Below are 26,713 nucleotides of genomic sequence, written 5' to 3'. Positions count from 1 at the left end.
GCCCTGACCAGAACGGCAGGCCGTCCCTAACGTCGCAGGCATGGGACAACAACGTGTACGGCCGCTTTACCGGTTGAAGAGGTGGATGTACCCCCACGACCGCCCGAACCGGCTCGCACGGGCGCTGAACAGCCTCTCGGTCGTCCAGTTCCGCTCCGGCGTGCTCGCCAGCCGTCGCTGGGTGGTCATGGAGGTCCGTGGCTACCGCAGCGGCCGCGTCATCTCCTGCCCGCTGGTCGTCGCCTCGGTGGCGGGTCACCGCTACCTCGTGTCGATGCTCGGTGAGAAGGCCAATTGGGTACGCAATGTGCGGGCCGCCGACGGGCACGTCGTACTGCGTCAGCGGGGCCGGGAGCCGGTGCGGCTCGTCGAGGTGCCCGTCGCCGACCGCGCTCGCATCATCCGCCGCTATCTCGACTTCGCCCCAGGCGCCCGGCCGCACATCCCGGTCGACCGGCACGCGCCCGTCGAGGAGTTCGAGAAGATCGCCGACCGTATCCCCGTCTTCCGGGTCACGGCGGAGGCGTAATAGCCGCAGTCGCACATGAGCGTCGGCGCCGCCGGTGATGGCGGCGCCGACCTGCGTACCGGGGTCATCGGGTGAGGACGACCTTGAGCGCGCCGCTGGTGGCGGCGTCGCCGAAGACCTCGTACGCCTGCAGGAAGTCGTCCAACGCGAACCGGTGTGTCACCATACGCTCGACATCCAACTGCCCGGCTTCGAGCATCGTGAGCAGCGTCGGCGTCGAGTAGGTGTCGACGAGTCCGGTGGTGATGGTGACGTTGCGGATCCACAGATCCTCGAGATGCAGGGTCGCCGGCTTGCCGTGTACGCCGATGTTCGCCACATGCCCACCGGGGCGCACCAGGGTGGTGCACAGTTCGAAGGTCTCCGGGATGCCGACGGCCTCGATCACGACGTCGGCGCCCAGGCCGCCGGTGATCGACCGCAGCACCTCCAGCGGGTCCCCGTCCGGGCGTACGGTGATGTCCGCGCCGAACTGCTTGGCCGCCTGCAGCCGGCTGTAGGCCTTGTCGATGACGACGATGTGGCTCGGGCTGAACAGCCGGGAGGTGAGCACGGCAGCCAGGCCGATCGGGCCCGCGCCGACGATCGCGACGACGTCTCCTGGGTGCACCGTGCCGTTCAGAACCCCCACCTCGTAGGAGGTCGGCAGGATGTCGGCGAGCATGACCGCGGCCTCGTCGGAGACCTGCGCCGGGAGCTTGTAGGTGGACAGGTCGGCGAACGGCAGCCGGGCGTACTGAGCCTGCACCCCGTCGATCTTGTGCCCGAGAATCCAGCCGCCTCCACCGAGGCACTGGCCGTAGGTGCCCTGACGGCAGTAGTGGCACGTCCCGCACGCGGTGATGCAGGACGCCAGGACCTTGTCGCCGGGGGTCAGGCCGCTGACTCCGCTGCCGACGTCGACGACGGTCCCGACGGCTTCGTGGCCGAGGATCCGCCCGGGTTCGACCGCCGGGACGTCCCCTTTGAGAATGTGCAGGTCGGTGCCGCAGATGGTGACCGCGTCGACCTGGATGATCGCGCCGCGGGGATCCTGGACCACCGGGTCGGGAACTTCCGTCCACGACTTCTGCCCGGGACCGCCGAAGACCAGCGCCTTCATGTCCTGCCTCCTGAATCGATTGCTTGTCGACTCCAGCGTTTCGCTTGAGGACGGAGGTCAAGAGAGTCCAAGGGGCTGTGCCGCCGGGCCGAACGTCCCGCACCTTCGCCGGCTCGTCGTCAGGGACGTCCAGGGGAACTCAAGCGGTGGCTCAGCCAGCGGAGCGCCTCTCCAGCAGCCAGGTGTCCGTCGCCGGCGTCGGCAAGCGGGCGGATTGAACCGATGATGTCGAGCAGAACCGGGCAGCCCAGGCGTCGTTGGGTAACGCGGTTGGCGTCCAGCACTTCGGTGTTCGCGACACCGGCCATCAGCAGCGTCGGGGCACGCACGGCTCGGAGCCGGTCCGCGGCTAGCGCTACCTGACTGTCCACCGCGACGATCGCCGCCACGTCGGCGTCGGGTTCGGCGGCCGCCCACAATGCTGCTCCGGCCGCCGCCCCGACGCCGTACCATCCGATTGGAGTGCTCGCCGCCCAGTGCTGGCGGCGGAGCCAGCGGGTGGCGGCCGCCAGGCGGTTCGCCAGGAGGGCGATGTCCGGTGCGGGCGTACGCGCCAGATCTTCGGCCGGGGTCAGCAGGTCCAGCAAGACGGTCCCGAGCCCGGCGTCGTTGAACCGGCGGGCGGCCAGGACGTTATGAGCGTCATACCGTCCGCCGGACGATCCGAGCGCGAAGATCACGAGCCCGTCGGGCGGCAGTGGCGCGAACAGGTCGCCGGTCAACGTCACGCCGCACACGTCGATCGTGAGCGGTGAGCGTACGCGGCCCGGGCTGTCGAGAACTGCCATGCTCGCGCTGGCCATGACTGCGGCCTCCTCCTGTCGGTCCCCTCTGTCCAGCACACCGCCTGGCGGGGGACCTGCGCAGTGTCCGGAGTCCCGCCGTGGGCCGTTCGAAGGTCCCGAACCGGACATCGAAGCCCGAACGTTCCGAGGTGTCAGACCGCCGTGAGCCCCGCTGCGAAGAACTGTTCGCGGACCCGCTCAACGATCTCGGCCGTGGGTGGCGCCACACCGTCGAGTGGGAAGCGCAGGCCCAGCCGTTCGTACTTGGGCACGCCGAGCCGATGGAACGGCAACACGTCGACCCGTTCGACGTTGCCCAAGGCGGCGGCGAACTCGGCGATGCCCGCGGCCTGCTCCGCGTCGTCCGTCCAGCCGGGTACGACCACGAACCGGAGCCACACCGGCTTGCGGAGGCCGGCCAGACGACGGGCGAACGCCAGTGTCGGGGTCAGCTCACCACCGGTGAGGCCGCGGTAGGTCGTTGGCTGCCAGGCCTTGATGTCGAGCAGCACGAGATCGGTGGCGGCGAGCAAGTCGTCGTCGGCTCGCGCGCCGAGGAAGCCCGAGGTGTCCAACGCCGTGTGCAGACCCAGCTCCCGAGCTCCCGTAAGCAGTGCACGGGTGAAAGCCGGCTGCAATAGCGGCTCGCCGCCGCTGACGGTGAACCCGCCCCGGCTGACCTCGAGGAAGCGCCGGAACCCGGCTGCGCGGTCGAGCACCTCGCCCGCCGTCGCCGGGATGCCGTCGCGTAGCCGCCACGTCTCCGGGTTGTGGCAGTACAGGCAGCGCAGCGGGCAGCCCGATGTGAACGCGACGAACCGCGTACCGGGGCCGTCCACTCCGGTGGACACGTCCCAGGAGTGCAGCCGGCCCTGGACTGTCCGCCACGCCGTCATCGCGTTCACATCGATTCGTGGAAGGTCCGGCTGAGCACGTCGCGTTGCTGCTCCGGGGTCAACCGCACGAAGTTCACGGCATAGCCCGACACCCGGATCGTCAACTGCGGGTACTTCTCCGGGTGCGCCATGGCGTCTTCCAGCGTCTCGCGTCGTAGCACGTTGACGTTCATGTGGTACCCGCCGGCGTCGGTGTATCCGTCGAGGATCCCGGCGAGGTTGTCCGCTCGTTCGTTCGGCGTACGCCCGAGGCTGCCGGGCATCATCGTCGTGGTCAGCGAGATGCCGTCGCGGGCATGTTCGAACGGCAGTTTCGCCACCGACAGCGCAGAGGCGACGATGCCGTGCCGGTCGCGGCCGTTCATCGGATTCGCGCCAGGTGCGAAGGGCTCACCGGCGCGGCGGCCGTCCGGGGTGTTGCCGGTGTGCTTGCCGTAGACCACGTTCGACGTGATGGTGAGCACCGACAGCGTGGGGATCGCGTCGCGATAGGTCGGCTGCCGGCGTACTTTCGCCATGAAGGTCTCCACGAGCGCGACGGCCAACGCGTCCGCGCGTTCGTCGTTGTTGCCGTACGCCGGATAGTCGCCGGTGACGGTGTAGTCGACGACCAGCCCGGTCTCGTCACGGATCGGGCGGACCTGTGCGTACTTGATGGCAGAGAGGCTGTCGACGGCGACCGAGAGCCCAGCCACGCCGGTCGCCAGGAACCGGCGTACGGGATAGTCGTGCAGCGCCATCTCTATGCGCTCGTAGGCGTATTTGTCGTGCATGTAGTGGATCGTGTTCAACGCGTCCACATAGGTCTCCGCGAGCCAGTCGAGGATCTGGTCGTACGCCTGCCACACCTCGTCGAAATCCAACGCCTCCCGGGTCATCGGGGCAGTCGGCGGGGCGACCTGCACTCCGGTCATCTCGTCGCGGCCCCCGTTGATCGCGTACAACAAGGCTTTGGCGAGATTCGCGCGGGCGCCGAAGAACTGCATGTCCTTGCCCACCCGCATGCCGGACACACAGCAGGCGATCGCGGTGTCGTCGCCGAGGTAGGGCCGCAACAGCTCGTCGTTCTCGTACTGGATGGCGCTGGTGTCGATCGACACCTGGGCGCAGAAGCGTTTGAACGCGGCCGGCAGCCGAGGCGACCACAAGACCGTCAGGTTCGGCTCGGGCGCCGGGCCGAGGTTGTAGAGCGTCTGCAGATAACGGAACGAGGTCCGGGTGACCATGGTGCGGCCGTCCTCGGCCATGCCGCCGAGGCATTCGGTGACCCACGTCGGGTCGCCGGAGAACAACTGGTCGTACTCGGGGGTGCGCAGGAAGCGGATGATGCGCAGCTTGATGACGAAGTCGTCGATCAGCTCCTGGGCTTCCTCCTCGGTCAGCCGGCCTTCGGCGAGATCCCGCTCCAGGTAGCCGTCGAGGAACGTCGAGGTCCGGCCGAGGGACATCGCGGCGCCGTTCTGCTCCTTGGCGGCGGCGAGGTAGGCGAAGTACAGCCACTGCACCGCCTCCCGGGCGGTACGCGCCGGTCCGCCGATGTCGAAGCCGTACTCGGCGGCCATCTCCTTGAGCTCGCGCAAGGCGTGGATCTGCTCGGAAAGCTCCTCGCGGTCACGGACCACGTCGGCGGTCGCGCGCTGCGGGTCGAGACGTGTCTTGTCCGCCTGCTTCGCCGCGATCAGCGCGTCGACACCGTAAAGGGCGACGCGGCGGTAGTCACCGATGATGCGGCCCCGGCCGTACGCGTCGGGCAGCCCGGTGATGACGCCCGCTTTGCGGGCGGCCAGGATCTGCGGCGTGTACGCGTCGAAGACGCCGTCGTTGTGGGTCTTGCGGTACTTGGTGAAGATCTCGCGCACCTTCGGGTCCGGCCAATACCCGTACGCTCGCAGTCCGGCCTCCACCATGCGGTAGCCGCCGGTGGGCATGATCGCCCGGCGCAGGGGAGCGTCGGTCTGCAGGCCGACGATCAGTTCCAGGTCGGCGTCGATGTAGCCCGGACGGTGGGCGGTGATCGAGGCAGGAGTGCTCGCGTCGACGTCGTAGATGCCCCGGTGACGCTCCTCGGTGAACATTCCGGTCAGCTTGCGCCACAGTGCGCCCGTCCGGCCGGTCGGTCCGGCCAGGAAGGCGCCGTCGCCTTCGTAAGGCCGCAGGTTGTCGCGAATGAAGCCGGCGACGTCGATCTGATCGCGCCATGCCCCGCCTTGGAAGCCGCGCCAGGCCGGGAGTTCTTCGACGGGGTCCTGGACGGGCCGCGTCGCCTCGGTGATGATGCTCATCGTCGATCCCTTCTCGGGTCCGCCTCCAGCGTCGCCGCCCGCGTCGGCGACCGGTAGGGACCAAGGTCATCGCCGAGATGTGATCCTTTCGCTGAAGACGATGCGACCTGTGGAAGACGGTGAACCGCCCCCGACCGACGCGAGTCGGGGGCGGTTCGCGGCGTGGGTGCGGTGATCAGCCGTCCACGCTGGTGTGGCTGGCCGTGCCGCAGTACGCGCCGGTTGTGTCGGAGCTGCCGTCGACCAGGCAGATCTTCAGCTTCACGGTGTCGCCCGCCCGCACATTGCCGTCGATGAACGGGTCCCAGACGACGTCCGCGCCCGCGACGCCGTTGCCGTTGTACTTCGACCCGAGGCTGTAGGTCAGGTCGCCGGCGGACGTGTGCTCGGTGACCCAGGCCCAGGCCCGGACACCGTGACTGTCGGAACAGTTGTCGCGGATCAAGACGTAGTCGTCGTTGTTGCCACCGCCGGCGGCACCCTCGCCATAGTCGACGAAGATGGCCGATCCGCAGGAGTTGGTGGTGGACGCGGCGAAGCCGTCGTTGTACGACGCGAACGCCGGGTTGGACAGCAGCAGGACCGCGCCGACGCTTGCCGCGACAAGGGTCGACAGCCGGCCGACTGACCGTCCGAACTGGAGTTTCATGGTGCCTCACTCCTGATGAGATGGGTTGAGCGGGGTACCGATCATGACCGATGTCCACCCGTTGATCAAGGGTTGCGGCGTCGCGCCTCGCACGCGTCTACCAGGGATCCCGCTGAGCAGTGGACTTTCCGAGGAGGCACAAGGTCCCGGATCCTGCGGCCATCGGACCTTCGCCAGGGCGTACCGACGGGTCAGGGTGGAAGTATGAGTGTCGCAAGCCTGCCGAACTGCTTGAGCTTCGCCGTCACAGCCCCGTCCATCCACAACACCCAGCCATGGCGGTTCGACCTGCGCGGTGACGTCATCGACGTCTACGCCGACCGGAATCGCCGGATCGCCGGTGATTCGCGCGGCCGGCAGCTGACCATCTCGGTGGGCGCCGCCCTCCTCAATCTGCGCGTCGCGCTCCTCGCGAGGGGACAGCGCCCGATAACCAGGCTCTGCCCAGACGAAGACCGTCCGGACCTACTGGCTCGAATCGTGGTGGTCGGCCGGACCCGCGCGCCCTACGGAGCACGCAGACTCGCCGGTATGACCGGCCGGCCGGGGAGGCACATCGTCCAGCCGGATGGACCAGTTCCGCAGTCGATGCTCGACGAGCTTCGGGACGACGCCCGCGCCGAGGGATGCGAGCTGACGGTGTATCGGCAGCCGCTTCCCGACGTGATCCGGGGATTCCGGCCGGCCGGGATCTCGCCCAGCCGATGGCCGGCCGTCTTCACCGCGGAGCCGACGACGGTCGTGCTGTCCACGGCAGACGACGACACCACCGCATGGCTGTTGGCCGGTCAGGCGTGGGAACGGGTTCGACTGCGTGCCGCCGCGGCCGGGGTGCAGAGCGTTCTGATGACCGAGCCGTTGGAGCACCCGGCGTTACGGCGGTACATCGGGTACGGCGAACCGGGCCGGACCGCCCAGGCGATCGTCCGGCTCGGCTACGGCCGACCGGCGCCGCCCGCCCCGCGGCGTGCGCTGGCCGACGTCGTGACGGTCACGCGAAATTCATCGGGACCTTCGGCCCACGCCCGGGGACCGGCGACTCTGAACGGCGCCGCGTCGCGCTCCTAGCGTCACAGATAGGGACGCGCGGCGGCTCGAGTCCGCCGAGGCCCGGCTGGAACGGGAGGTGGATCATGCGTGATCTGGTTGTCCTCGGGGCCGGCACCGCCGGCACGATGGTGGCCAACCGCTTGCGCCGACGTCTTCCCCGGCGTGAGTGGCGGATTACGGTCGTCGATCACGAGGTCGCCCACCTGTACCAGCCGGGCCTGCTGTTCGTGCCGTTCGGCGGCGGGAAGGCGCAGAAGCTGGTCAAGCCGCGGAAGCACTCGATCGGCGCCGGCGTCGAGTTCGTCGTCGGCGAGGTGGACCGGATCGAACCGGCAGCTCGCCTGGTTCATCTCGGCGACGGCCGCCGACTCGGCTACGACTTCCTCGTCATCGCCAGTGGCACCCAGCCGCGTCCCGACCAGACTCCTGGCATGCTCGGCGAGCTGTGGCGCACCTCGATCCACGAGTTCTACACCTACGACGGGGCGATCGCGCTGCGCGAGGCGCTGAAGGATTTCGCATACACCGGCGGCCGCCTGGTCGTGCACATCGTCGACATGCCGATCAAATGCCCTGTCGCGCCGCTGGAGTTCGCCTTCCTCGCCGACGCGCACCTGCGTGCGCTCGGCGTACGCGACAGCGTCGAGATCACCTACGTGACTCCGCTGTCGGATGCGTTCACCAAGCCGGTCGCCTCCGCGGAGCTCAGCTCGATGCTCGATGACCGCAAGATCGCTCTCGAGACGGACTTCATGGTCGAGCGCATCGACGGCTCATCGCGGGAACTCGTCTCCTACGACGAGCGGCGCATCCCGTTCGACCTGCTGGTGACGGTGCCGTTGAACATGGGAGCCGACTTCGTCGCCCGCAGCGGTCTCGGCGACGAATTGAACTACGTGCCGGTCGACCGGCACACGATGCGGTCCAAGGCGTACGACACGATCTTCGCGCTCGGCGACGCCGCCGACCTGCCGACGTCGAAGGCGGGTTCGGTCGCGCACTTCTCCGTCGACGTCTTCGTGGAGAACTTCGTCCGGCTGGCCCGAGGCGAGCCGATGAACGGCAGCTTCGACGGCCACGCGAACTGCTTCGTCGAGGCCGGTGACGACAAGGCTCTGCTCATCGACTTCAACTACGACGTCGAGCCGCTGCCCGGCGTCTACCCGCTGCCCACCGTCGGGCCGCTACGGCTGCTGCGCGCCACTCGCCTCAACCATTGGGGCAAGCTCGCGTTCGCCTGGCTCTACTGGCACGTTCTGCTGCCCGGCCGGCCACTGCCGCTGCCCGCGGCGATGTCGATGGCCGGAAAACGCCGGCCGGAGGAGGAGTGAGATGCCAACCGCAACGCTCAACGACGTCCAGTTCCACGTCGACGCCGAGGGCTTCCTCACCGATTACGACGAATGGGACCAGGCGCTGGCCCAGGACCTCGCCCAGGCGATCGGCGTCGAGCTGACCCCACGGCACTGGGAGGTCATCGCCTTCCTGCGTGAGGACTACCTGGCCGAACGGGAGACGGCGACGCTGCGCCGAACCGCGGCCGGTACCGGGATCGGGATCAAGCAGCTGTTCGAGCTGTTCCCCGGCAAACCCGGCAAGAAGATGGCCTACATCGCCGGCCTGCCCAAGCCGCGCGGCTGCGTGTGACGCCGCGCCCGATTCGGAAAGGCACCAGTCATGATCACGGTTGAGCGGCCCGTTCCGTCAGTCGTCCCAGACTTCGGCGACACCACCCCTACGACCCGTAAACTGGCCATCATCTGCTCCAAGGGCGCCCTCGACATGGCGTACCCGGGGCTCATCCTGGCCAACGCCGCCCTCGGCGAGGGCGTGGAGACCCATCTGTTCTTCACCTTCTGGGGCTTCGACATCATCACCAAGGCCCGCATGGACCACTTGAAGTTCACCCTGCTCGGCAACACCGCCACGCACGTGCCGCAAGGCTTCGGCGGGCTGCCCGGCATGACGGCGATGACCACTCACCAGATGAAGAAGCAGATCGCCGAGGCCGGCGTGCCCGACATCCGCGAGATGCTCGGCCAGATCGTCGACTCCGGCGGTCACCTGTGGGGCTGCCGGATGTCCGCCGACATGATGCACATCGACGAGCAGGACCTTTACGAGCCGGTCGAGGGCATCATCAGCGCCGCCGACTTCATCGAGAAGACCGAAGGCGCGCAGCTGCTGTTCATCTAGTTCGCAGGAGGCGCGTGATGGCCCGCATGACCATTCGTCATCTCGACGGCGACGCTTTCGCGGTCGACATCAGAAACCACACGGTGATCGTTGATCAACGTTCGACCACCGTAGCCGAGCGGGGCCCCACCCCGGTGGAGCTGTTCGTCGCCAGCCTGGCCGCGTGCGCCGCCTACTACGCCCACCGGTATTTGGAAGATTGCGGCCAGCCAGACCAGGGGTTGACCGTCGAATGCGACTGGCTCATGCGGGCCGGCACTCCGCACGCCGTCGGCAGTGTACGCCTGCGGGTCACGACGGGGGCGCCGATACCCGCCGAGCTGCGACCCGGTCTGCTCGACGCGATCGACGGGTGCACTGTCCAGAACTCCATCCGCCCGCCCCTGCCGGCCGTCTCGGTCGAACTGGACACCCGGCGCATGGCGTCGGCTGGAACCTGAACTGGGACCCGGCCAGGCGGGACCTATGACCCTGCTGTCCGCGTCGCGCCAGGGCGGATTCTTCAGGTGGAAAGCACATCTGCGAGGAGGCTTGACATGAACTTCCGCATCGTCGTCGGCGTCGACGGCTCCGAAGCCGGCCGGCGCGCCCTGCGCTGGGCGGCGACCGAGGCCGAGATCAGAGGCGGCACCGTGCAGGCGATCACTGTCTGGAATTGGGATGGCACCGGCTCCTTCGCGCCCATGGCCACTTCCCCGGACGAGGAACGCGAACGTGCGCGAACTGTGCTCGCCCGCGAGGTCGGTCCGATCGTGAACGATTTCCCAACGGTCACCATCACCGCCGACGTCGTCGAGGGGCACCCCGCCCGCGAACTGACCAAAGCCGCGCGGGACGCCGACCTGCTCGCGCTGGGCAGCCACGGCCACAGCCACGTGTACCAGGCCGTGCTGGGCTCGATCAGCGACGAATGCGTGCGTACGGCGACCTGCCCGGTCGTCGTGGTGCCGGCGAACAGGACGCAGCCGGTCGCACCCGCTCCGGCGTTCGCGACTACCCGTTGAGCCGTAAAGCCGGCCGACGCCCCGCCGGCCGGCTTCCCTCATTCCAGGAGGCGGTCATGACCACCGCGTATCGCATCGTCGTCGGCGTCGACGGCTCACCGGCGTCCATCGTCGCCCTGCGCTGGGCCTTCCGCCAGGCGTACGCCCGCGGTGGCGCCGTCCAGGCGGTCTGCGTCTGGACCGGAGATCCGCGTGCGACGGAGACCGACGCCTGGCGCGGCCAGGGTGAAGCGATCCTCAGCGACGCCATCACCGCGGCCCTGGCGAACAACTCGCGAGTGACCATCAGCGGGGTCACGATCGCGGGACGGCCGGCAGACGAATTGGTCCGCCTGGCCGACGGCGCCGACTTGCTTGTGCTGGGCAGTCACGGCCGTGGGCGGCTGTCCCGGGCAGTGCTGGGCTCCGTTGCCGAAAGGTGCGTCCGGATGGCTACCTCGCCCGTGGTCGTGATCCCACCATATCTGGTACAGCCGGCCGAGGCGGCCGAGACAGTGACGCTGCACGAGGTGCAACTCAATCCGTCGGCCGGCTGAGCAAGAAGACAGGATGCGGTCATGAAGACGAATGCGGCGCGGCGGACCCGGCTCACCGACCAGCGGGTCACCGCGATCATGTCTCGGCCCGCGGTCGCGGTCCGGGAGTACGCCACGCTGTCCGACGCGCTCACCGCGTTCGCCGCTTCGAGCCTGCGCCACCTGGTCGTGGTCGACGCGACCGGCCGTTGCCTGGGGCTGCTCGACGATCGCCGGGTCGCGGGCGCCTGGGCGGCCAACCCGACCTGCTTCGACGGCGTACGCGTCACCGAGCTCTTGGAGCGAGACCAGCCGCTCGTCGGGTCGACGGCGACGATCGGGCAGGCGGCTCAGGTGATGCACCGGCTGGGCACCGACGCGGTTGTGCTCGTGGATGCGGTCGCCGAACCGGTCGGCGTGCTCACGGCGTCCGACCTCATCGCGTTGCTCGCCAAACCCACCAGCGAGTGATCCGCTCGCCCGTTCGCGTGAACAACCACACGGGCCGGGAGCCTGGACGAACCAGGCTCCCGGCCCTTTCCGGTTAGACGGTCGTCTGCTGCTCGGCGACGGTCGCGGCGAACGCCCGTACCTGAGCGGGGTTGCGCCAATCACCGGCTTTCGTCTTGGCCATCGCCGACGCGATGAAGCCTTTCGCGTCCGGGGTCAGGCGGCCGCCGAAGGTGACCGTGCCGAGTGCCCCCAGGTCCTGCGCGATGCGGGCGACCTGGCGAACCGGCGGAACCGTGCCCGCGTCGGCCGAATCGTCGAGCGGGCCGCTGGCCACCAGCCACACCGGAACCTGCTGCAGGGCGGCGCGGTGGCGGCCGGCGAAGCGCCGCGCGTCGCGGTGCCACCGGGCGTTGTAGAGGGCGCCGGCGAGGATGACGGCCTGGTAGCCGTCCACCGACCGAACCTCAGCGGCGGGGTGGACGTCGACGGGGATCCCGAGGGCGACGAGTTCGCCGCCGATCATGTCGGCAAGTCCCGCGGTGCCACCACGCTTCGAGCCATAGGCGATCAGGACTGTCATCTTCGTACTCCCTTCCAAAGCCGATCGGCCCGGCGACGCTCACGCGTCACCGGGCCGATTCGGGGCGGATCACTTGACCGATTCCTTCTCCGGCTTGGCCTCGACGACGGCGAACCCGGCCGTCTTCGGAGTGGTGAAGGCGTGGGCGAAACCGGCCAGCGCCAGCAGGAACATCAGGGCGGCGGCGCCGTAGGCGACCAGTGCGGCCTGACCGGCCTTGGTCCCGAACTCGCTGAAGCCGTAGCTGGTCAGCAGCAGGCCACGCAGGGTCTCACCCTTGAACACGGTCTCGCGCTGCGCGGTGACGTCGGCCAGCTGCTTGGTCAGGTCGTCCACCTTGGCCTGGTCGACCGGGGTGGCCTTCTGCGCCTCGGTCAGCTGGTTCTTCAGCTGCGTCTGCGGGGTGCCGAGGTCGGCGTAGGTCTGGCCGCCGGCGATCGACTTGAGGTGCAGCCCGATGAACTCGTTGGCGTAGCACTCCGCCTGCTTGCCGGTGGTCATCGGCTGGCCGGCGTACTCGACGAGGCAGGCCGCCTTCTTCTCCTCGTCGGTGAGGGTGTCGGCGGTCTTGAAGGTGATGTGCTGGGCGGCCAGCTGGTCGTGCACGTAGTTGTTGGCGAAGCTGGCGTTGGCGCTCAGCACGATGCCGGCGACCAGGAGGAGAGCGGCGATGGCGAGCCCGCCGATGCTGAACAGGATGTCGAGGGTCCGACGCTTCATGGTGTGCTCCTTCAGGAGGGGGAGAGAAACACTTCGTTGTCCAAAAGCATCGGTGTTGGGCGGTCGCGGCAGCAGAGACCGAGTCCCTGGATCCGGCAGGACCAAAGACATGGATCACATGGGACCGTCAGCCCCGTGGCGGAACACAAAAACGGCGGTGCAGACCGTCGAAGGTCCACACCGCCGAGTCCGGCGTACCGCTCTCCCGCGTTCCTTCGCGGGCGTCCGCGCAGGCCCTCCTCGCAGGAAAGCCGAATATCCGGACCGGTCCATCACATCGCACGGCCCGGACCGTGGGCAGGGGACAAAGTCCTGAGCGGCTGCGCCCCACGGCCCTACGCCGCGTCCACGAAGCGGCGCACGGTGGGGTGATGAGACACGCCATCATCGCCGAGTGCCTCGACGCCGCGATCGCAGCGCCGTCCATTCACAACACTCAGCCCTGGCGGTTCCTGCCACGGGAACACTGCGTCGACGTGTACGCCGACCGCAGTAGGCAGCTGGCGGTGATCGACCCGGACGGGCGGGAGCTGACCATCTCCATCGGGGCGGCGGTGTTGAATCTGCGGGTCGCGTTGCTGGCCCGCGGATACAAGCCGCTGTACGCCCTGCTGCCGGATCCCGCGCAGCCGGATCTGATGGCCCGGGTCACCATCGGCGATCGGACTCAGCCGACCTACCTCGCCCGCCGGCTGGCCGGTGCCATCCCACGCCGGCACTCCAACCGCCGCCCGTTCCGGTCCGCCGAGCTGCCCGAGACGGTGCTGGACGAGCTCGGCGAGGCAGCCGCGTCGGAAGGCGGCTACCTGATGATCGCCGATCCGCCGCTGCGTGACGGTGTTCTGGGCGTTGTACGCCGAGCGGAGACGTTGCGCCGCACAGATCCGGATTATCTCGTCGAACTGGCCGGCTGGACCGCTCCCGAACCCGGCCGCCGCGAAGGGGTGCCGCTGGTGGCGTACGCGCCGCCGGACCGGGCCGAGCGCATCCCGCTGCGCGACTTCGGATTGGCGCATCCAGCCCGGCACGCCTGGCCGGGCGTGTTCGAGGACGAGCCGACCGTCGCGATCCTCTACGGCTCCGGCGATTCCCCGTACGCCTGGCTGCGGGCCGGGCAGGCGCTGGAACGAGTGCTGCTGACGGCGACGGCGAACGGTGTGCAGAGCACTCTGATGACCCAGCCGTTGGAGTACGCCGACCTCCGGGCACTGTTCGACGACAGCGCCCAGGGCCGGGTCGCACAGGCCGTCATCCGGCTCGGCTACGGCCACGAGTCGCCGCCGTCACCGCGGCGCCCTCTGGCGGACGTCCTCATGTCTATGCCGGACGAGCTGGCCGTGCCCGACGAGCTGACCGTGCCGGACGAGCCGGCGTGGCCGACGAGCTGACCGTGCCGGGCGAGCTGGGCTGATCAGCCCAGCTCGACGATCTGATCGGCCGGAAGCCGGGGCGTGTGTGGCGGCAGCCGGTGCTCCGGATCCAGCGCACCCAGTCGCAGCACCAGATACGGATGGCCGAGTCCGGACAGCACCGTGGCGGCCAGCCGTTCGCGTACCGGGGCGACCTCGACGACCGAGCTGAACGGCAGAACCGACAGACCTAGTTCCGTGGCTTTCAGCCAGGCCGACGACAGGGCCTGCCCCGCACGCAGCCAGTCGGCGGGCTCGTCACCGGGACCGAACAGCATCAGATAGGTCGCGTACGCGTCGTTTCCGGAGGACACGTCCAGTGTCCCGGCGCGGACGTAGTCACGGCCGGGCACCGGGCCGCCCGACGGCTCCGGCGGCACCACGTCGAGGGGCACACCAGACTGGTCCGGACGCTCCCCGCCGACCCAGTACGCCAGCTCGGCGCGTTGCTGCGGATCGAGGATCTCGGTGCGGTCGGCGTGCGCGGCTGCGACACCGAGTTCCGAGACCTGCTCGGGTCGCAGCAGATGCACGTCCACGCCGGGGGTCGTGCCGGCCTGGCGTACGGCGGCGACGGCGTCGGGGTCGGCCGGGCCGAAGACCGGGCGGCGGTCGGTGTGCCGTAGGCGCATGTCCTGGACCGCCCGCATTGCTTGACCGGTCACCTCCCGATGCCCCTTGACGCTGATCCGGGCCAGCAGGTCGCCTTCCGCCACGAGCTCGACGTCGATGGTCACTCCTTCGGCCGCCAACGCGAGCGCCGCGTGGTGCAGCGCAGCCCCGCAACTGATGACCAGCAGCCGTCCGTCGGGATCGACCGCCTGCATCTGGCGGCTGGGGTCGGCGTACAGCTCGAGGACGTCGCCATGGACCCGCCACCGCCACGGTTGGGTGTTGAGGATGGACGGCGCGTATCCGGCGGCCGTGGCCGCTTTGGCCAGCAGGGCCGACGGTTCCTGGCGGGCGGTGTCCATGAGAGCTCCTCCGGAAGAAGGCCGCATGCCGAGTCGGTCAGACTCAGCATGCGGCAGCGGGACGGGTCAGCGGGCGATCTTTTCGCGATCGATCAGGTCGTGCAGGTCGCGGTCGGAGATCCGCCGCCGCGGCCCGATCAGGTGACGGGATGTCGTGGTGAGCCACAATGCGACGGTCAGCCCGACCAGGAAGGTGAGCGCGACCGTCGATCCACCGATGACGGCGACGGCGGCCGCGACCACCACGCCGGTTGCGAGGATGCCGATCCAGCGGCCGTAGCCCGCGGAAGCACCCTCCAGCGGCCATGCCGCTGTGACGCACGCGAGCAGTCCAAGGGCCACGACGACGGCGGCGATCGGCCTGATTCCGTGCAGACCGGGCAGGTGAGCACCGGCGATGTGGGCGAGGTAGAGGCCGGCGGCCGATCCGACCAGCCAGGTCGCGAACGCGTCGCGCCAAGTGATCCTCAGGGGGTTCCGGCGGGCGAGCGGGGTCATGGTGGTCTCCTTCGCGAGGCTGTTGACGCCTATGCTCACCGTCGTCCCCACCGGCTACCGTCGACAGTGCCGGGCGTCCTGTTCCGACAGCCGAAGGTCCTGTCAGGTCAGTGGCACCGACCACACCAGACGGGTTCCTTCGCCCGGCGGCGAGGTCAGCTTCAGCTCACCGGCATGCTGGCGGGCGCGTTCCCGGGCGTTGGCCAGCCCGCTGGACTCGCGGGCTCCGCCGCGGCCGTTGTCGTACACGGTGAGGGTCAGCCGTCCCGCTTGCACCGCGACAGCCATCTCCAGCTCGGTCGCCTGCGCATGGCGTACCACATTGGACAGAGCCTCGTTGACCACGGCCAGGATGTCGCCGTGCAGCTCGATCGGCACCGCCGAGTCGATCGGCCCGTCGACCCGCAGCGCCGGGCGGAACCCGAGCCCCGCGGCCGCGCGCTCGGCCAGTGCGCGGATCTCGGCCCGCAGCGAGGTCGTGGCCGGGGCGCGCAGCTCGAAGATCGCGCCGCGGATGTCGCGGATGGTGGCGTCCAGGTCGTCCACGGCCTGATGGATCCGGGTGGCGACCTCCGGCTTCGTCGCGAGCGCCGCCACGGTCTGCAATTGCAGGCCGGTGGCGAACAGACGCTGGATGACGACGTCATGCAGGTCCCGGGCGATGCGCTCGCGGTCGGACAGGACGAGCAGCTGCTCGCGATCGGCGTGCGCCTGGGCTCGGTCGAGGGCGAACGCGGCCTGGTTGGCGAACAGCCCCACCAGTCGCAGCTCCTCGCTGTCCCGGGGCTCCCCGGCATAGGCCACGACGAGGGCTCCCCGGGAGTCGCCGAACGGCGAGATCGACGCCCGTAGCTCGGGCACGGTGACGGGCCAACTCGCGGCCTTGCCGACATGTTCGACCTCGAGCTGTTCGCCGCGGGTGATGGCCGCCTCGATCGCCGAGCCCTCCAGCGCGACCGTCGCTCCGGCCAGGCCCTCCAGAGGCTCCGTCGAATCGCAGGCCGCGACGGTCAGACTGTCGCCGATCTCCTCCCGCAGCACCACCGTGGCGAAGACGGCGTCCGCCGCCTCCCGGGCTTTGCGGACCACCATCTCGAGCGGGTCGTCTGCTTCGTGCACGTCGGCGATCGCGGCCGAGACCTCGGCGGTGGCCTGCAGCCAGCGTTGGCGGCGACCGGCCAGCGCGTAGAGGCGGGCGTTCTCGATCGCGGCGCCGGCGGCGGCGGCCAGCGCGACCATGATCTCCTCGTCGTCGTCGGAGAACTCGGGTGCGCCCTGCTTCTCCGACAGGTAGAGGTTGCCGAAGATGTGGTCGCGGACGCGGATCGGAACACCGAGGAAGCTGTGCATCGGCGGGTGGTTGGGCGGGAAACCGGCCGACTGCGGGTGGCGGGTGATGTCGGGCAGGCGTACCGGCCGCGGGTCACCGATCAGCAGGCCGAGCACACCCTTGCCGGTCGGCGGATTGCCGATCATCTTGTGCGTCTTGGGGTCCATGCCGTGGGTGATGAACTCGATGAGCTGCCGGTCGCCGCCGATGACGCCGAGCGCGCCGTACTTCGCGTCCGCCAGGTGGCAGGCGGACACGACGATCCGCTCCAGGGTCGCGTGCAGGTCCAGGTCGGTGCCGATGCCCACGACGGCGTCGAGCAGGCTGCGCAGCCGCTCCCGGCTGTTCATCACCTCACCCACGCGGTCCAGCAGTTCTTGGAGAAGCTCATCCAGGCGTACGCGTGACAGCGGCGAGAGGCCGAGCGAAGTCCACTGCTGTTCCACGGGGTTCATGGTACGGCCGTCCGGCGGCCGAACGGGCGGCCGCCGGACGGCTTGATCCGGTTTCCTGAGTTTGGGGCGCGGTCACTTGGCGGGAATCAGGACGGGGATCTGGCGGACGGTCGGCTTGGCCTCGGCCAGCGGCACCGTCACCTCGAGGATGCCCTCGGCGTACTTCGCGGAGATCTTGTCCTCCTGGACGGCGCCGGGCAGCCGGATGATCCGCTGCAGCGCGCCGTACCGGAACTCGGTCCGGTCGTGCGCCTGCTTTTCTTCCTCGCGGGTGCAGCGGATGGTGAGCAATCCGTGTTCGACGCCCACTTGGATGTCCTTCTGCGGGTCGCAGCCGGGCAGCTCGGCCCGGACCAGGTACTCGGTGTCGGTCAGCCGGTCCTCGACCCGGATCAGGTGGCCGGGCCGGGTCAAGGTGTCCGCGTCGAACCAGTCGAACAGGTCACCGAAGAACCTCGGCATCAATGTGGTCATGGAACACCTCCTTTCTTCACTTCCATCCCATCGCTGGTCATGGTGCCCAGCTATGGACAGAAGTCCCGAGAACCCCGGCAGATGACAGGGCCTTTGGTCCGCCAGACGGCGGTGCCGACAACGGCGTCGCGGGCACCGCCATGCAACCGGCCGAGGGGACCTTGGTCCCATGATCAGGGGCCGGGACACCCTGCCCGCCCCGGTTGACCGGGCCGATCGTGAAGGGATGAACACCATGTATGCCTCACGTCCGGTCGTCGTCGGCGTCGACGGTTCGCCGTCCAGCCTGGCTGCCGTCGCGTACGCCGCGCGGGACGCCCTATGGCGGGGTGTGCCGCTCCGCCTGGTGTACGCGCACGAGTCGCCGCTGTACGGATACCTGCCGATGGGCATGGTGTCCTATTCCATCGCCGAGGCGGAACACTTCCAGGAACAGGTCGCCAAGCTGCTGACCGACACGGCCGAGCGGGTGCAGCAGCAGTTCCCTGCGCTGACCGCGGTCGAGTCGAAAGAGGTCGCCGGGGTTCCCGCGGGCATCCTGATCGAGGAGTCGCGTAAGGCGGCGCTGACGGTGGTCGGCTGCCGCGGCGTCGGCGGCTTCGCCGAGCTGCTCCTCGGCTCGGTGTCGGCGCAGCTCGCCGCGCACGCGCACGGCCCGGTGGTGGTGGTACGCCCGCCGGTGAGCGACGTCGAGCCCGGCCCGGAACAGCCGCCGGCTTCGCCCGGCCCGGCGGGACCGGTCCTCGTGGGGTACGACGGGTCGGCCGCCGCTCGGGCCGCGTTGGTCTTCGGCGTCGACGAGGCCCGCCGTCGTGGCGTCCCGTTGATCGTCATGAACGCCTGTGTGCCCAGTGAGCAGACCGATGCCGCGAAGATGCTGGCGAACGCCGTCGCGGTGTACGCCGAAGGCGGCATCTCGGTCCAGACCCGCGCTCAGGTCACCGACAACGTCGAGAAGGCGATGGTCGACGCCTCCGCCGACGCGGCGTTGACCGTCGTCGGGTGCCGAGGCCGGGGCGGCTTCGCCGGGCTGATGCTCGGCTCGGTCAGCCGCGCGCTCGTGCACCACGCGCACCACCCGGTCGCCGTGATCCACCCGACCGAAGACTGACCCGATGGTGACCCGCCGGGTCCTCTTGGCCGCCGGACTGACCGCGGCCGGCGGAGGGCTCGGCGGTTGCCTGCCGGGCGGCTCGACCGCCGTGGTGTCGCCGACCGGCCCGCAGGTCGCCGCCGCGGAACAAGCCCGCCGGCCCGGGCCTGAACGCGGTGTCGCCATCGACGCGATCGAGTCCGAGGTGGATCTCGGTGGCGTGATCGTGCCCGCGTGGTCCTACGGCGGGCGGCTCGCCCGGCCGGTGATCCGGCTGCGTGCCGGCGAACAGCTCGTGGCCACAGTGCGTAACCGGCTTCCGGCCGAGACGTCGGTGCACTGGCACGGCATCACCTTGCGTAACGACGCCGACGGCGTACCGCACGTCACCCAGGAGCCGATCCAGGCCGGGGGCGAATTCGTCTACCGGTTCACCGCCCCGGCTCCGGGCACCTATTGGTTCCATCCGCACAGCGGACTGCAGCTGGAACGCGGGCTGTCGGCTCCGCTGATCGTCGACGACCCGCATGAGCCGCTGGCCTACGACCACGAGTGGATCGTCGTCCTCGACGACTGGCTCGATCGCACCCCGGAGGCGGTGTACGCCGACCTGGCTCGCACCGGCCGCATGATGGGCATGGGCGAGGTCATGGGTACGGTCGCGTACGCGCACCACCTGGTCAACGGGCGGCTGCCGGCCGACCCCGACGTGCTGCGCGCCCGGCCGGGGGACCGCATCCGGCTGCGGCTGATCAACGCCGGTGGCGACACGGCGTACCGGGTGGCGCTCGGCGGTCACCGGATGACCGTCACGCACACCGACGGGCTGCCGATCCGGCCGATCCCGGCCGACACGCTCCTGATCGGGATGGGGGAGCGCTACGACGCGCTGATCACCGCCGGTGACGGGGTCTTCCCGCTGGTCGCCTCAGCCGAGGGCAAGAACGGCACCGGTCTGGCGCTGCTGCGTACCGGGGGTGGGGCTCCACCACCCGCGGGCGTGCTTCCGGCCGAGCTCGGTGGGCTGCTGCCGGCGTACGACCAGATGAAAGCGGACGACTCGGTGGCGCTGGCGGGCCGGAACGCCGCGCAGACCCTGCGCACCCGCCTGACCGGCGGCATGATGCGCTTCGTGTGGGGTTTCGACGGCCGCACGTTCGATCATGACCGGGTCGATCTCGTGGTCTCCGCCGGAGAGCGGGTGTGGCTGGAGATCGCCAACACCACGATGATGTGGCATCCCGTTCATCTGCACGGCCACAGCTTCGCGGTCGGCGATGTGTCCGGACCGCGCAAAGACACTGTGGGTGTGTTTCCGGGGCGCACGGTCAGGCTGTTGTTCGACGCGGACAACCCGGGGCGGTGGATGCTGCACTGCCACAACGCCTACCACGCGGAGGCGGGCATGATGACCTTGCTCGGATACCGGGTCTAAAGTCCCGGCCCTCGCGGACCGCCGGCACTGGGCCGATCAGCCCTGCGGCCGCAGGCTGAAAGCATGGCGACCATAGCTGTGCGCGAAGCGAAGCCGGCCGCTCGGACGTGGTCCCGGTGACCGTGACGGCTCCGTCGATCACTGGATTGACCAGCGCCGAGGCGGCTGCCCGGCGGGACCGGGAGGGGCCGAACGAGGTCGCGCGGCCGCGCCCACGGCACCTGGCCTCCCGGATCCTCGACCAGCTGCGCGATCCACTCGTACTTCTGCTGCTCGCGGCGGTTGTGGTCACGATCGCCCTCGGCGACCTGCCCGACACCGCGATCATCGCCCTGGTGATCGTGCTCAACACCACCATCGGCGTGGTCCAGCAGGTCCGCGCGGACCATGCGATCGCGGCCCTGGACACCCTGACCGCGCCGACCGCGCGCGTGGTCCGGGACGGCCACGACGTGGTCGTTCCCGCTGCCCAGCTGGTACGCGAAGACTGGGTGCGCCTGGAGGCGGGCGACATCGTCCCGGCCGACCTGATGATCGCGTACGCCCATCGGTGCCAGGTCGACGAGGCGGTGCTGACCGGCGAATCCCTGCCGGTAGTCCGGGAACCCGGCGACGAGCTGCTCTCCGGCACGGTGCTGGTCACCGGGCGGGCCGAAGGTCCTGTGCTGCGTATCGGGGGTGACAGCGCGCTCGGCCGGATCGCCTCGCTGGCCCGGGGCGCCAAGGCCGGGCCGACGCCGCTGCAACGCCGGCTGGCCGGGCTGGGCAAGCTGCTCGGCGCGGCGATCGTTGCGGTGAGCCTGATCGTGGCGGTCCTGGGCGTGCTCGCCGGCCGGCCGGTGGTCACGATGGCACTCGTCGCGGTAAGCCTGGTCGTGGCGGCCGTGCCGGAGTCGCTGCCCGCCGTGGTGACCCTCGCCTTGGCGCTGGGCGCCCGGCGGATCGCCCGGCATCAGGCCATTCCCCGGAACCTGCATGCGGTCGAGACGCTCGGTTCGGTGACCGTGCTGGCCTCGGACAAGACCGGGACGGTCACCGAAGGCCGGATGGCCGTGCGCCGGGCGGTCAGCGAAGGCGTCACCTATGAGGTGCACGGCGCCGGGTACGAGCCGGTCGGGGTCGTGATCCCCGATGCCGGGCCGCCCCTGCGCGAGCTGGCGCTGGCCGGGCTGTTGTGCTCGGACGCGGTGCTGCTTGCACCGGACGACGACCATCCGCAGTGGTACGCGGTCGGCGATCCCGTGGAGGCCGCGCTGGTCGCCTTCGCCGCCCGGTGCGGCCTGGATCCGCAGGCCGAGCGCGTGGCGTACCCGCGAGTGGCGGAGCGTCCCTTCGACCAGGCCACCCGCCGGATGACGACCGTCCACAAGCGAGGCTCCGGCTACTACGCGGTCTGCAAAGGCGCTCCGGAGACCGTGCTCGCGGCGCCCGTGGTCGGCGGGGACGTCGAGGACCTGCGCCGGGCCGCTGCCGACCTGGCCGCCCAGGGGCTGCGCGTCGTCGCCGTCGCAGCCGCGTACGCCGAGACCCCGATCGACCCGGCCGACCCCCGCGGACTGTGGCCGCTGGGCGTCATCGGCATCGGCGACCCGTTGCGCGCTGGAGCGAGCGGCACCGCCGACGCGTTCGGCCAGGCGGGCGTACGCATGATGCTGATCACCGGCGATCATCCGAACACGGCGGCCGCCATCGCGGGACAGCTCGGTATCTGGCACCCCGGCGACGGCGTCGGCACCGGCGATCATCCCGAGCGGGCACACGACGTGCAGGTCTTCGCGCGTACGCGGCCGGAGCAGAAGCTCGACATCATCACCGCGCTCCAGAGCCGCGGGGAGGTGGTCGCGATGACCGGCGACGGGGTGAACGACGCGCCGGCGTTGCGTCGCGCGGACATCGGGGTGGCGATGGGCGGCGGGACCGAGGTCGCCCGGCAGGCCGCAGACCTCGTGCTGGTCGACGACAACCTGGACACGGTGACCGCCGCGATCGGCGAGGGCCGGCGGGTGTACGACAACATCCGCCGCTTCCTGCGCTACGGGCTGGCCGGGGGAGTGGCCGAACTACTCGTCATGCTGGCCGGGCCGTTCCTCGGTCTGGCGGTGCCGCTGTTGCCCGGCCAGATTCTGTGGATCAATCTGCTGACGCACGGGCTGCCCGGTGTCGCGCTCGGGGCCGAGCCGGCCGAGCCGGACGTGCTTACGCGACCGCCTCGCGCGCCCGGCGAGCAGGTCCTCGGTGGCGGGCTGGGACGGACGATCCTCGGCGTCGGCATGCTCGTGGCCCTGGTGTCGGCCGGACTCGCCGTGGCCGCGTCGAACGCTGGGCTGCCCTGGCAGAGCATGCTGTTCGTGACCCTCGGCCTGGCGCAGCTGGGCGTGGCGCTGGCGGTACGCGCCCGGCGTGACCGCGCCCACCGGTGGGCCAACCCCGGCCTGCTGCTCGCGATAGCCCTCTCCGCGCTCGCGCAGGTCGGCGCGGTCCTGGCCGAGCCGCTGCGCGTGCTGCTGCGGACGGAGTCCCTCACCGGCGCTCAGCTCCTGGTGTGTGCGGCCGTCGCGGCGTTGCCGGGCCTGCTGTTGTGGGCGATGAACCGCCGACGGGATCTCCGGTCCTGAAATCGGCCGCGTCATGACAGGAGGCGAAGGCGTGGTAGCGACCCAGCCGGCGACGGTGTCCGGTGAGCGGCCGCCCTCGTGGTCCCTCGACGTTCAGCAGGCGGCCACGATGGACCTCCCGGACGTGCTGAAGGCGCTCGAAACCGGACCGGCCGGACTCGACGAGGCCGAGGCCGACCGGCGGCTCGCCTCGGTGGGACCGAACGCGGTGCGTACGCATCGGGTGTCGGCGTGGGCGGTGCTGGCCCGGCAGCTGCGCTCGGCCCTGCTGGCGCTGCTGCTGATCGCCGCTGCGGTGTCGTTCGTCGTGGGTCAGCACACCGACGCGGTGGTCATCGGCGTCATCATCGCGATCAGCGTCGGCCTCGGCTTCGTCAACGAGTACCGGGCGGAGCAGGCCGGCGCGGCGTTGCACGATCGGATCCGGCATCGCGCCGTAGTCGTACGCTCGGGCGAGGCGCGCGAGGTCGATGTGACCGAGCTGGTCCCGGGCGACCGCGTACGCCTGGAGCTCGGCCAGGTGGTTCCGGCCGACCTACGTCTGCTCGAGGTCACCGGCCTCGCGTGTGACGAGGCGATGCTGACCGGTGAGTCCGCGCCGGTCACCAAGAACGTGGCCGTGCTGCCGGCCGTGGCCGGGCCGGGTGAGCTGACGCCGTGCGCCTTGATGGGCACCGTCGTCCGCGCCGGGTCGGCGACTGGAGTGGTCGTCGCGACCGGAACCCGCACAGCGTTCGGGCGAATCGCCGTCGGCCTGGGCCGAAAGCATCCGCCCACCGAATTCCAGGTGGGCCTCGCGCAGTTCTCGACGCTGCTCGCCCGGGTCGCCGCAGTGCTCACCGCGATGATCTTCGTCATCAACCTCGTCCTCGACCGGCCGCTCCTCGACGCGATCCTGTTCAGCCTCGCCATCGCGGTGGGCATAACGCCGCAGCTGTTGCCCGCGATCGTCACGACGAGCCTGGCGACCGGCACCCGGCGACTGGCCCGGCAGCGGGTGCTCGTCAAGCGCCTGGTGTGCGTGGAAGACCTTGGCAACGTCGAGGTGCTGTTCACGGACAAGACCGGAACCCTCACCGAAGGAGCCCTCGCACTGCGTGAAGCCGTGGGCGCGGACGGGGGGCCGGCGCACTTGCCCCTGCTGTACGGACTACTGGCCAACGAGGCCACCACTGAATCGGGCGCGCCGGTCGGGGGCAACGCGCTGGATGAGGCGCTGTGGCGCGCGCCGGACGCGGCCGCCCAGCCCGTGGGTGACTACCAGCGCCGGTTCCTGGTGCCGTTCGATCACGAGCGTCGCCGGACCAGCGTCCTGGTGGACGGCCCGGACGGGCGGCTGCTCATCGTCAAAGGCGCTCCCGAGGACATCCTGGCGCGGTGCGTCGGCGCCTCGGCGGACGTCCGGCGCGTACTCGACGAACGGCTCGCCACCGGTGGGCGGGTGATCGCCGTCGCGTCCCGGGCAATGCCCGGCGCGGTGCGGATCGATCCGCGGGACGTGCGGGATCTCACGCTCGCCGGCCTGCTCGTGCTGTCCGATCCGCCCAAACGAGGAGCGGCGGAGGCGTTGACCCGGCTCGCCCAGCTCGGTATCGCCGTCAAGGTCATCACCGGCGACCACCCGGCCGTCGCCGAACACGTCTGCCGTCAGGTCGGCCTGCCGGTGTCCGGCGTGATCACCGGGCAGCAGCTGGCCCAGGTGGGTGACGAGGCGCTGCCCGCGCTCATCGCGGCCACCACGGTGTTCGCGCGGGTCAGTCCCGACGACAAGGCCCGGCTGGTACGCGTACAGCGGCTGGCGGGCCGGGACGTGGCGTTCCTCGGCGACGGGGTCAACGACGCGCTGGCCCTGCACAGCGCCGACGTCGGAGTTTCCGTCGACGGTGGGGCCGACGTCGCCAAGGACGCCGCCGACGTCCTGCTGCTGGACAAGGATCTCGGTGTCCTCGCGGACGGGGTGACCGAGGGACGCCGGATCTTCGCCAACACGATCAAGTACGTGCTCATGGGGACGTCGTCGAACTTCGGCAACATGTTCTCCGCCGCCGGGGCGTCGGCCTTCCTGCCGTTCCTGCCGATGCTGCCCGGCCAGATCCTGCTCAACAACCTGCTCTACGACGTGTCCCAGATCGCCATTCCGACCGACCGAGTCGATCCCGAGCAGCTGGCCCGGCCGTCGCACTGGGACCTGCGGGAGATCCGCCGGTTCATGCTGACCTTCGGCCCGTTGTCGTCGATCTTCGACTTCCTGACGTTCGCGATCCTGCTCAGCGTGCTGCACGCGGGACAGACCGAGTTCCGTACGGGCTGGTTCGTCGAGTCGATCGCCACCCAGACCCTGATCGTCTTCGTCATCCGTACGCACGCCAGCCCGTTCTGGCGGAGCCGGCCCAGCCTGGCGCTCGTCCTGTCCGCGGTGGCCGCTGTCGCGGTCGCGTGGGCGATCCCGTATTCGCCGGTGGCCGGGGCGTTGGGCTTCACTCCGTTGCCACCGGCGTTCCTGGGCGTGGTCGTGGCGCTGGTCGTGGTCTACCTGGCCCTCGTCGAGACCGCCAAGCGCAGCCTGTTCGCGGCGGGCGACCTGCGCAGTGCGACGGCGCGGCGGGTACGCCCACCGCATCAGCGGCGGCAACACCGCCGCGCCGCCCGCTTCACCACCCGATGAATGGCCGCTCCGTAGGCGCGTTCCATGATCAGGGTCATTTCACGGTGCCATAGCGACACGGAATTGACCATGATCATGGGAGCCGGCCCGCGCTGCGCCATGGCACACGGTCGCGGCGCTCGGCATCAGGCGGCCGGCTCGGTCTCGACCGACTCGGATTCGGCCGCGAGCAGGCGCGCCCGGGTGTACAGCAGCCGTTCGGCGATAACGGCGGTGAACCGCCGCATCAGCTCGTAGCCGAGCGCCGGGTCGGCCGCGCACAGCTCCCGTACGCCGGGACCGTCCAGTGCCACGGCGTGCACCATGTCCTCGGCGGTGCCGGTGAACTGCCACCGGTAGGGCGGGAACAGCCAGGACCAGCCGATGACCGTGCCGGGGCCGAGGGTCTCCACGACGACCTCGCCGCGGCCGGGGACGGTGGTGCTGAGCCGGACATGGCCGTCGTCGACGAGCCAGAACCGGTCGGCGCGCCCGCCTTCAGCGAACAGGCGGCTGTCCCGGTGGAAGATGGTGGTGTAGCCCCACATGGACAACCGGTCGAGTTGCCGGTCCGACAAGCCGGCCAGGAACGGGTGGGACCGCAGCGTCTGATACGTCGTCTCGATCATCGGAATACACCTCCACGTCCAGCACACCGCAGACGAAAGCGGCGTGACAGGGGACAAAGTCCCGAGCCACGCCGCCGGTCGCCCTGATCAGGCTGGTTGGTCGGGTGTGACGGGCCATTTCCAGTCGCGGATCCAGGGGTGGTCTTCGCCGTAGCGGCGGGTGTAGTCGCGGCAGATTTGGCGGGCGTCGGTCATCTGCTGGCGGAGGGCGGCTGCGCCGACGGACAGTCCGGGTACGCGGTCGATGACGTCGATGACGAGGTGGAATCGGTCGAGGTCGTTGAGCATGACCATGTCGAACGGTGTGGTGGTGGTGCCTTCTTCTTTGTAGCCGCGGACGTGGATGTTGTGGTGGTTGGTGCGGCGGTAGGTGAGCCGGTGGATGAGGGTCGGGTA

Annotated in this window: 26 protein-coding genes and 1 pseudogene; 14 read left to right on the top strand and 13 right to left on the bottom strand. The window is 69.9% G+C overall.

What is annotated here, in order from left to right; translation table 11 throughout:
- The first annotated feature begins 85 nt into the window (after positions 1 to 85).
- A complete protein-coding gene (locus AB0H43_RS03525) occupies positions 86 to 529 on the top strand; it encodes a nitroreductase/quinone reductase family protein (RefSeq protein WP_359995872.1) in 444 nt (147 codons plus the stop codon).
- A 64-nt stretch (positions 530 to 593) separates the two neighbouring features.
- Here AB0H43_RS03525 and AB0H43_RS03520 read toward each other — a convergent pair whose 3' ends face one another.
- The 5 genes from AB0H43_RS03520 to AB0H43_RS03500 all read right to left on the bottom strand — a co-directional run bounded on the left by AB0H43_RS03520 (position 594) and on the right by AB0H43_RS03500 (position 6,243).
- Positions 594 to 1,631, bottom strand: coding sequence for a zinc-dependent alcohol dehydrogenase family protein (locus tag AB0H43_RS03520; protein WP_359995869.1), 1,038 nt, complete (start codon positions 1,629 to 1,631; stop codon positions 594 to 596).
- Between the two features lie 119 nt (positions 1,632 to 1,750).
- Positions 1,751 to 2,434, bottom strand: a complete 684-nt coding sequence (locus AB0H43_RS03515) for a hydrolase (protein WP_359995866.1) — start codon at positions 2,432 to 2,434, stop codon at positions 1,751 to 1,753.
- 134 nt (positions 2,435 to 2,568) lie between these two features.
- Positions 2,569 to 3,312 carry a pyruvate formate-lyase-activating protein gene (pflA, locus tag AB0H43_RS03510; protein ID WP_359995863.1) on the bottom strand — a complete coding sequence of 248 codons (744 nt, stop codon included), beginning with the start codon at positions 3,310 to 3,312 and terminating at the stop codon, positions 2,569 to 2,571.
- A gap of 5 nt (positions 3,313 to 3,317) precedes the next feature.
- Entirely contained in the window at positions 3,318 to 5,594 is a 2,277-nt protein-coding gene (gene pflB, locus AB0H43_RS03505; RefSeq protein WP_359995860.1) for a formate C-acetyltransferase, read from the bottom strand.
- Positions 5,595 to 5,769: 175 nt separating this feature from the next.
- On the bottom strand, positions 5,770 to 6,243 hold the full coding sequence (locus AB0H43_RS03500) for a hypothetical protein (RefSeq protein WP_359995857.1): 474 nt from the start codon (positions 6,241 to 6,243) through the stop codon (positions 5,770 to 5,772).
- 204 nt (positions 6,244 to 6,447) lie between these two features.
- On the opposite strand from AB0H43_RS03500, the gene AB0H43_RS03495 reads away from it, so the two are divergent.
- The 8 genes from AB0H43_RS03495 (at position 6,448) to AB0H43_RS03460 (ending at position 11,479) form a co-directional block, all read left to right on the top strand.
- Complete coding sequence (locus tag AB0H43_RS03495; RefSeq protein ID WP_359995855.1) at positions 6,448 to 7,311, top strand: hypothetical protein; 864 nt, start codon at positions 6,448 to 6,450, stop codon at positions 7,309 to 7,311.
- Positions 7,312 to 7,376: 65 nt separating this feature from the next.
- Positions 7,377 to 8,624 (top strand): FAD/NAD(P)-binding oxidoreductase, encoded by a 1,248-nt coding sequence (locus tag AB0H43_RS03490; RefSeq protein ID WP_359995852.1) that lies wholly within the window; start codon positions 7,377 to 7,379, stop codon positions 8,622 to 8,624.
- A gap of 1 nt (position 8,625) precedes the next feature.
- Positions 8,626 to 8,940 (top strand): TusE/DsrC/DsvC family sulfur relay protein, encoded by a 315-nt coding sequence (locus AB0H43_RS03485; RefSeq protein WP_359995849.1) that lies wholly within the window; start codon positions 8,626 to 8,628, stop codon positions 8,938 to 8,940.
- A 30-nt stretch (positions 8,941 to 8,970) separates the two neighbouring features.
- A complete protein-coding gene (locus tag AB0H43_RS03480; RefSeq protein ID WP_359995846.1) occupies positions 8,971 to 9,489 on the top strand; it encodes a DsrE/DsrF/DrsH-like family protein in 519 nt (172 codons plus the stop codon).
- A gap of 26 nt (positions 9,490 to 9,515) precedes the next feature.
- Entirely contained in the window at positions 9,516 to 9,929 is a 414-nt protein-coding gene (locus AB0H43_RS03475) for an OsmC family protein (RefSeq protein WP_359995845.1), read from the top strand.
- A 96-nt stretch (positions 9,930 to 10,025) separates the two neighbouring features.
- Positions 10,026 to 10,493 carry a universal stress protein gene (locus tag AB0H43_RS03470; protein WP_359995842.1) on the top strand — a complete coding sequence of 156 codons (468 nt, stop codon included), beginning with the start codon at positions 10,026 to 10,028 and terminating at the stop codon, positions 10,491 to 10,493.
- Between the two features lie 56 nt (positions 10,494 to 10,549).
- On the top strand, positions 10,550 to 11,029 hold the full coding sequence (locus tag AB0H43_RS03465) for a universal stress protein (RefSeq protein ID WP_359995839.1): 480 nt from the start codon (positions 10,550 to 10,552) through the stop codon (positions 11,027 to 11,029).
- 21 nt (positions 11,030 to 11,050) lie between these two features.
- Entirely contained in the window at positions 11,051 to 11,479 is a 429-nt protein-coding gene (locus tag AB0H43_RS03460; RefSeq protein WP_359995837.1) for a CBS domain-containing protein, read from the top strand.
- Positions 11,480 to 11,552: 73 nt separating this feature from the next.
- Here the strand turns inward: AB0H43_RS03460 and AB0H43_RS03455 are convergent, their stop codons facing one another.
- Positions 11,553 to 12,041: a flavodoxin domain-containing protein gene (locus AB0H43_RS03455; RefSeq protein ID WP_359995834.1), complete on the bottom strand. Its 489-nt coding sequence runs from the start codon at positions 12,039 to 12,041 to the stop codon at positions 11,553 to 11,555.
- A 69-nt stretch (positions 12,042 to 12,110) separates the two neighbouring features.
- Positions 12,111 to 12,761, bottom strand: a complete 651-nt coding sequence (locus tag AB0H43_RS03450) for a hypothetical protein (protein ID WP_359995831.1) — start codon at positions 12,759 to 12,761, stop codon at positions 12,111 to 12,113.
- A gap of 371 nt (positions 12,762 to 13,132) precedes the next feature.
- Here AB0H43_RS03450 and AB0H43_RS03445 point away from each other — a divergent pair, with 371 nt between their 5' ends.
- The gene (locus AB0H43_RS03445) at positions 13,133 to 14,149 is read left to right on the top strand and encodes a nitroreductase family protein (RefSeq protein ID WP_359995828.1); all 1,017 of its coding nucleotides are present in this window, start codon (positions 13,133 to 13,135) and stop codon (positions 14,147 to 14,149) included.
- A gap of 23 nt (positions 14,150 to 14,172) precedes the next feature.
- On the opposite strand, the gene AB0H43_RS03440 is transcribed toward AB0H43_RS03445, so the two are convergent.
- The 4 genes from AB0H43_RS03440 to AB0H43_RS03425 form a co-directional block, all read right to left on the bottom strand.
- Positions 14,173 to 15,144 carry a nitroreductase gene (locus tag AB0H43_RS03440; protein ID WP_359995826.1) on the bottom strand — a complete coding sequence of 324 codons (972 nt, stop codon included), beginning with the start codon at positions 15,142 to 15,144 and terminating at the stop codon, positions 14,173 to 14,175.
- A gap of 66 nt (positions 15,145 to 15,210) precedes the next feature.
- Positions 15,211 to 15,642, bottom strand: a complete 432-nt coding sequence (locus AB0H43_RS03435; protein WP_359995823.1) for a hypothetical protein — start codon at positions 15,640 to 15,642, stop codon at positions 15,211 to 15,213.
- Positions 15,643 to 15,744: 102 nt separating this feature from the next.
- Complete coding sequence (locus AB0H43_RS03430) at positions 15,745 to 17,322, bottom strand: GAF domain-containing protein (protein ID WP_359997390.1); 1,578 nt, start codon at positions 17,320 to 17,322, stop codon at positions 15,745 to 15,747.
- Positions 17,323 to 17,499: 177 nt separating this feature from the next.
- Positions 17,500 to 17,901, bottom strand: coding sequence for an Hsp20/alpha crystallin family protein (locus AB0H43_RS03425; protein ID WP_359995820.1), 402 nt, complete (start codon positions 17,899 to 17,901; stop codon positions 17,500 to 17,502).
- A 235-nt stretch (positions 17,902 to 18,136) separates the two neighbouring features.
- Here AB0H43_RS03425 and AB0H43_RS03420 point away from each other — a divergent pair, with 235 nt between their 5' ends.
- The 4 genes from AB0H43_RS03420 to mgtA all read left to right on the top strand — a co-directional run bounded on the left by AB0H43_RS03420 (position 18,137) and on the right by mgtA (position 25,709).
- Positions 18,137 to 19,012, top strand: coding sequence for a universal stress protein (locus AB0H43_RS03420; RefSeq protein ID WP_359997387.1), 876 nt, complete (start codon positions 18,137 to 18,139; stop codon positions 19,010 to 19,012).
- A 4-nt stretch (positions 19,013 to 19,016) separates the two neighbouring features.
- Positions 19,017 to 20,429, top strand: coding sequence for a multicopper oxidase family protein (locus AB0H43_RS03415; RefSeq protein WP_359995817.1), 1,413 nt, complete (start codon positions 19,017 to 19,019; stop codon positions 20,427 to 20,429).
- A 116-nt stretch (positions 20,430 to 20,545) separates the two neighbouring features.
- Positions 20,546 to 23,044, top strand: coding sequence for a cation-transporting P-type ATPase (locus AB0H43_RS03410; RefSeq protein WP_359995815.1), 2,499 nt, complete (start codon positions 20,546 to 20,548; stop codon positions 23,042 to 23,044).
- A 31-nt stretch (positions 23,045 to 23,075) separates the two neighbouring features.
- Positions 23,076 to 25,709 (top strand): magnesium-translocating P-type ATPase, encoded by a 2,634-nt coding sequence (gene mgtA, locus AB0H43_RS03405; protein ID WP_359995812.1) that lies wholly within the window; start codon positions 23,076 to 23,078, stop codon positions 25,707 to 25,709.
- A gap of 125 nt (positions 25,710 to 25,834) precedes the next feature.
- Here mgtA and AB0H43_RS03400 read toward each other — a convergent pair whose 3' ends face one another.
- Positions 25,835 to 26,317, bottom strand: a complete 483-nt coding sequence (locus AB0H43_RS03400; RefSeq protein ID WP_359995809.1) for a cyclic nucleotide-binding domain-containing protein — start codon at positions 26,315 to 26,317, stop codon at positions 25,835 to 25,837.
- Positions 26,318 to 26,404: 87 nt separating this feature from the next.
- Positions 26,405 to 26,713: pseudogene (locus tag AB0H43_RS03395) on the bottom strand (phosphoketolase); the annotation flags it as partial.

This window comes from Hamadaea sp. NPDC050747 (assembly GCF_040654195.1).
Lineage (GTDB): Bacteria > Actinomycetota > Actinomycetes > Mycobacteriales > Micromonosporaceae > Hamadaea.
Note: the sequence above shows the minus strand (reverse complement) of the source record. Positions and strands in the feature narration are given on the sequence as shown.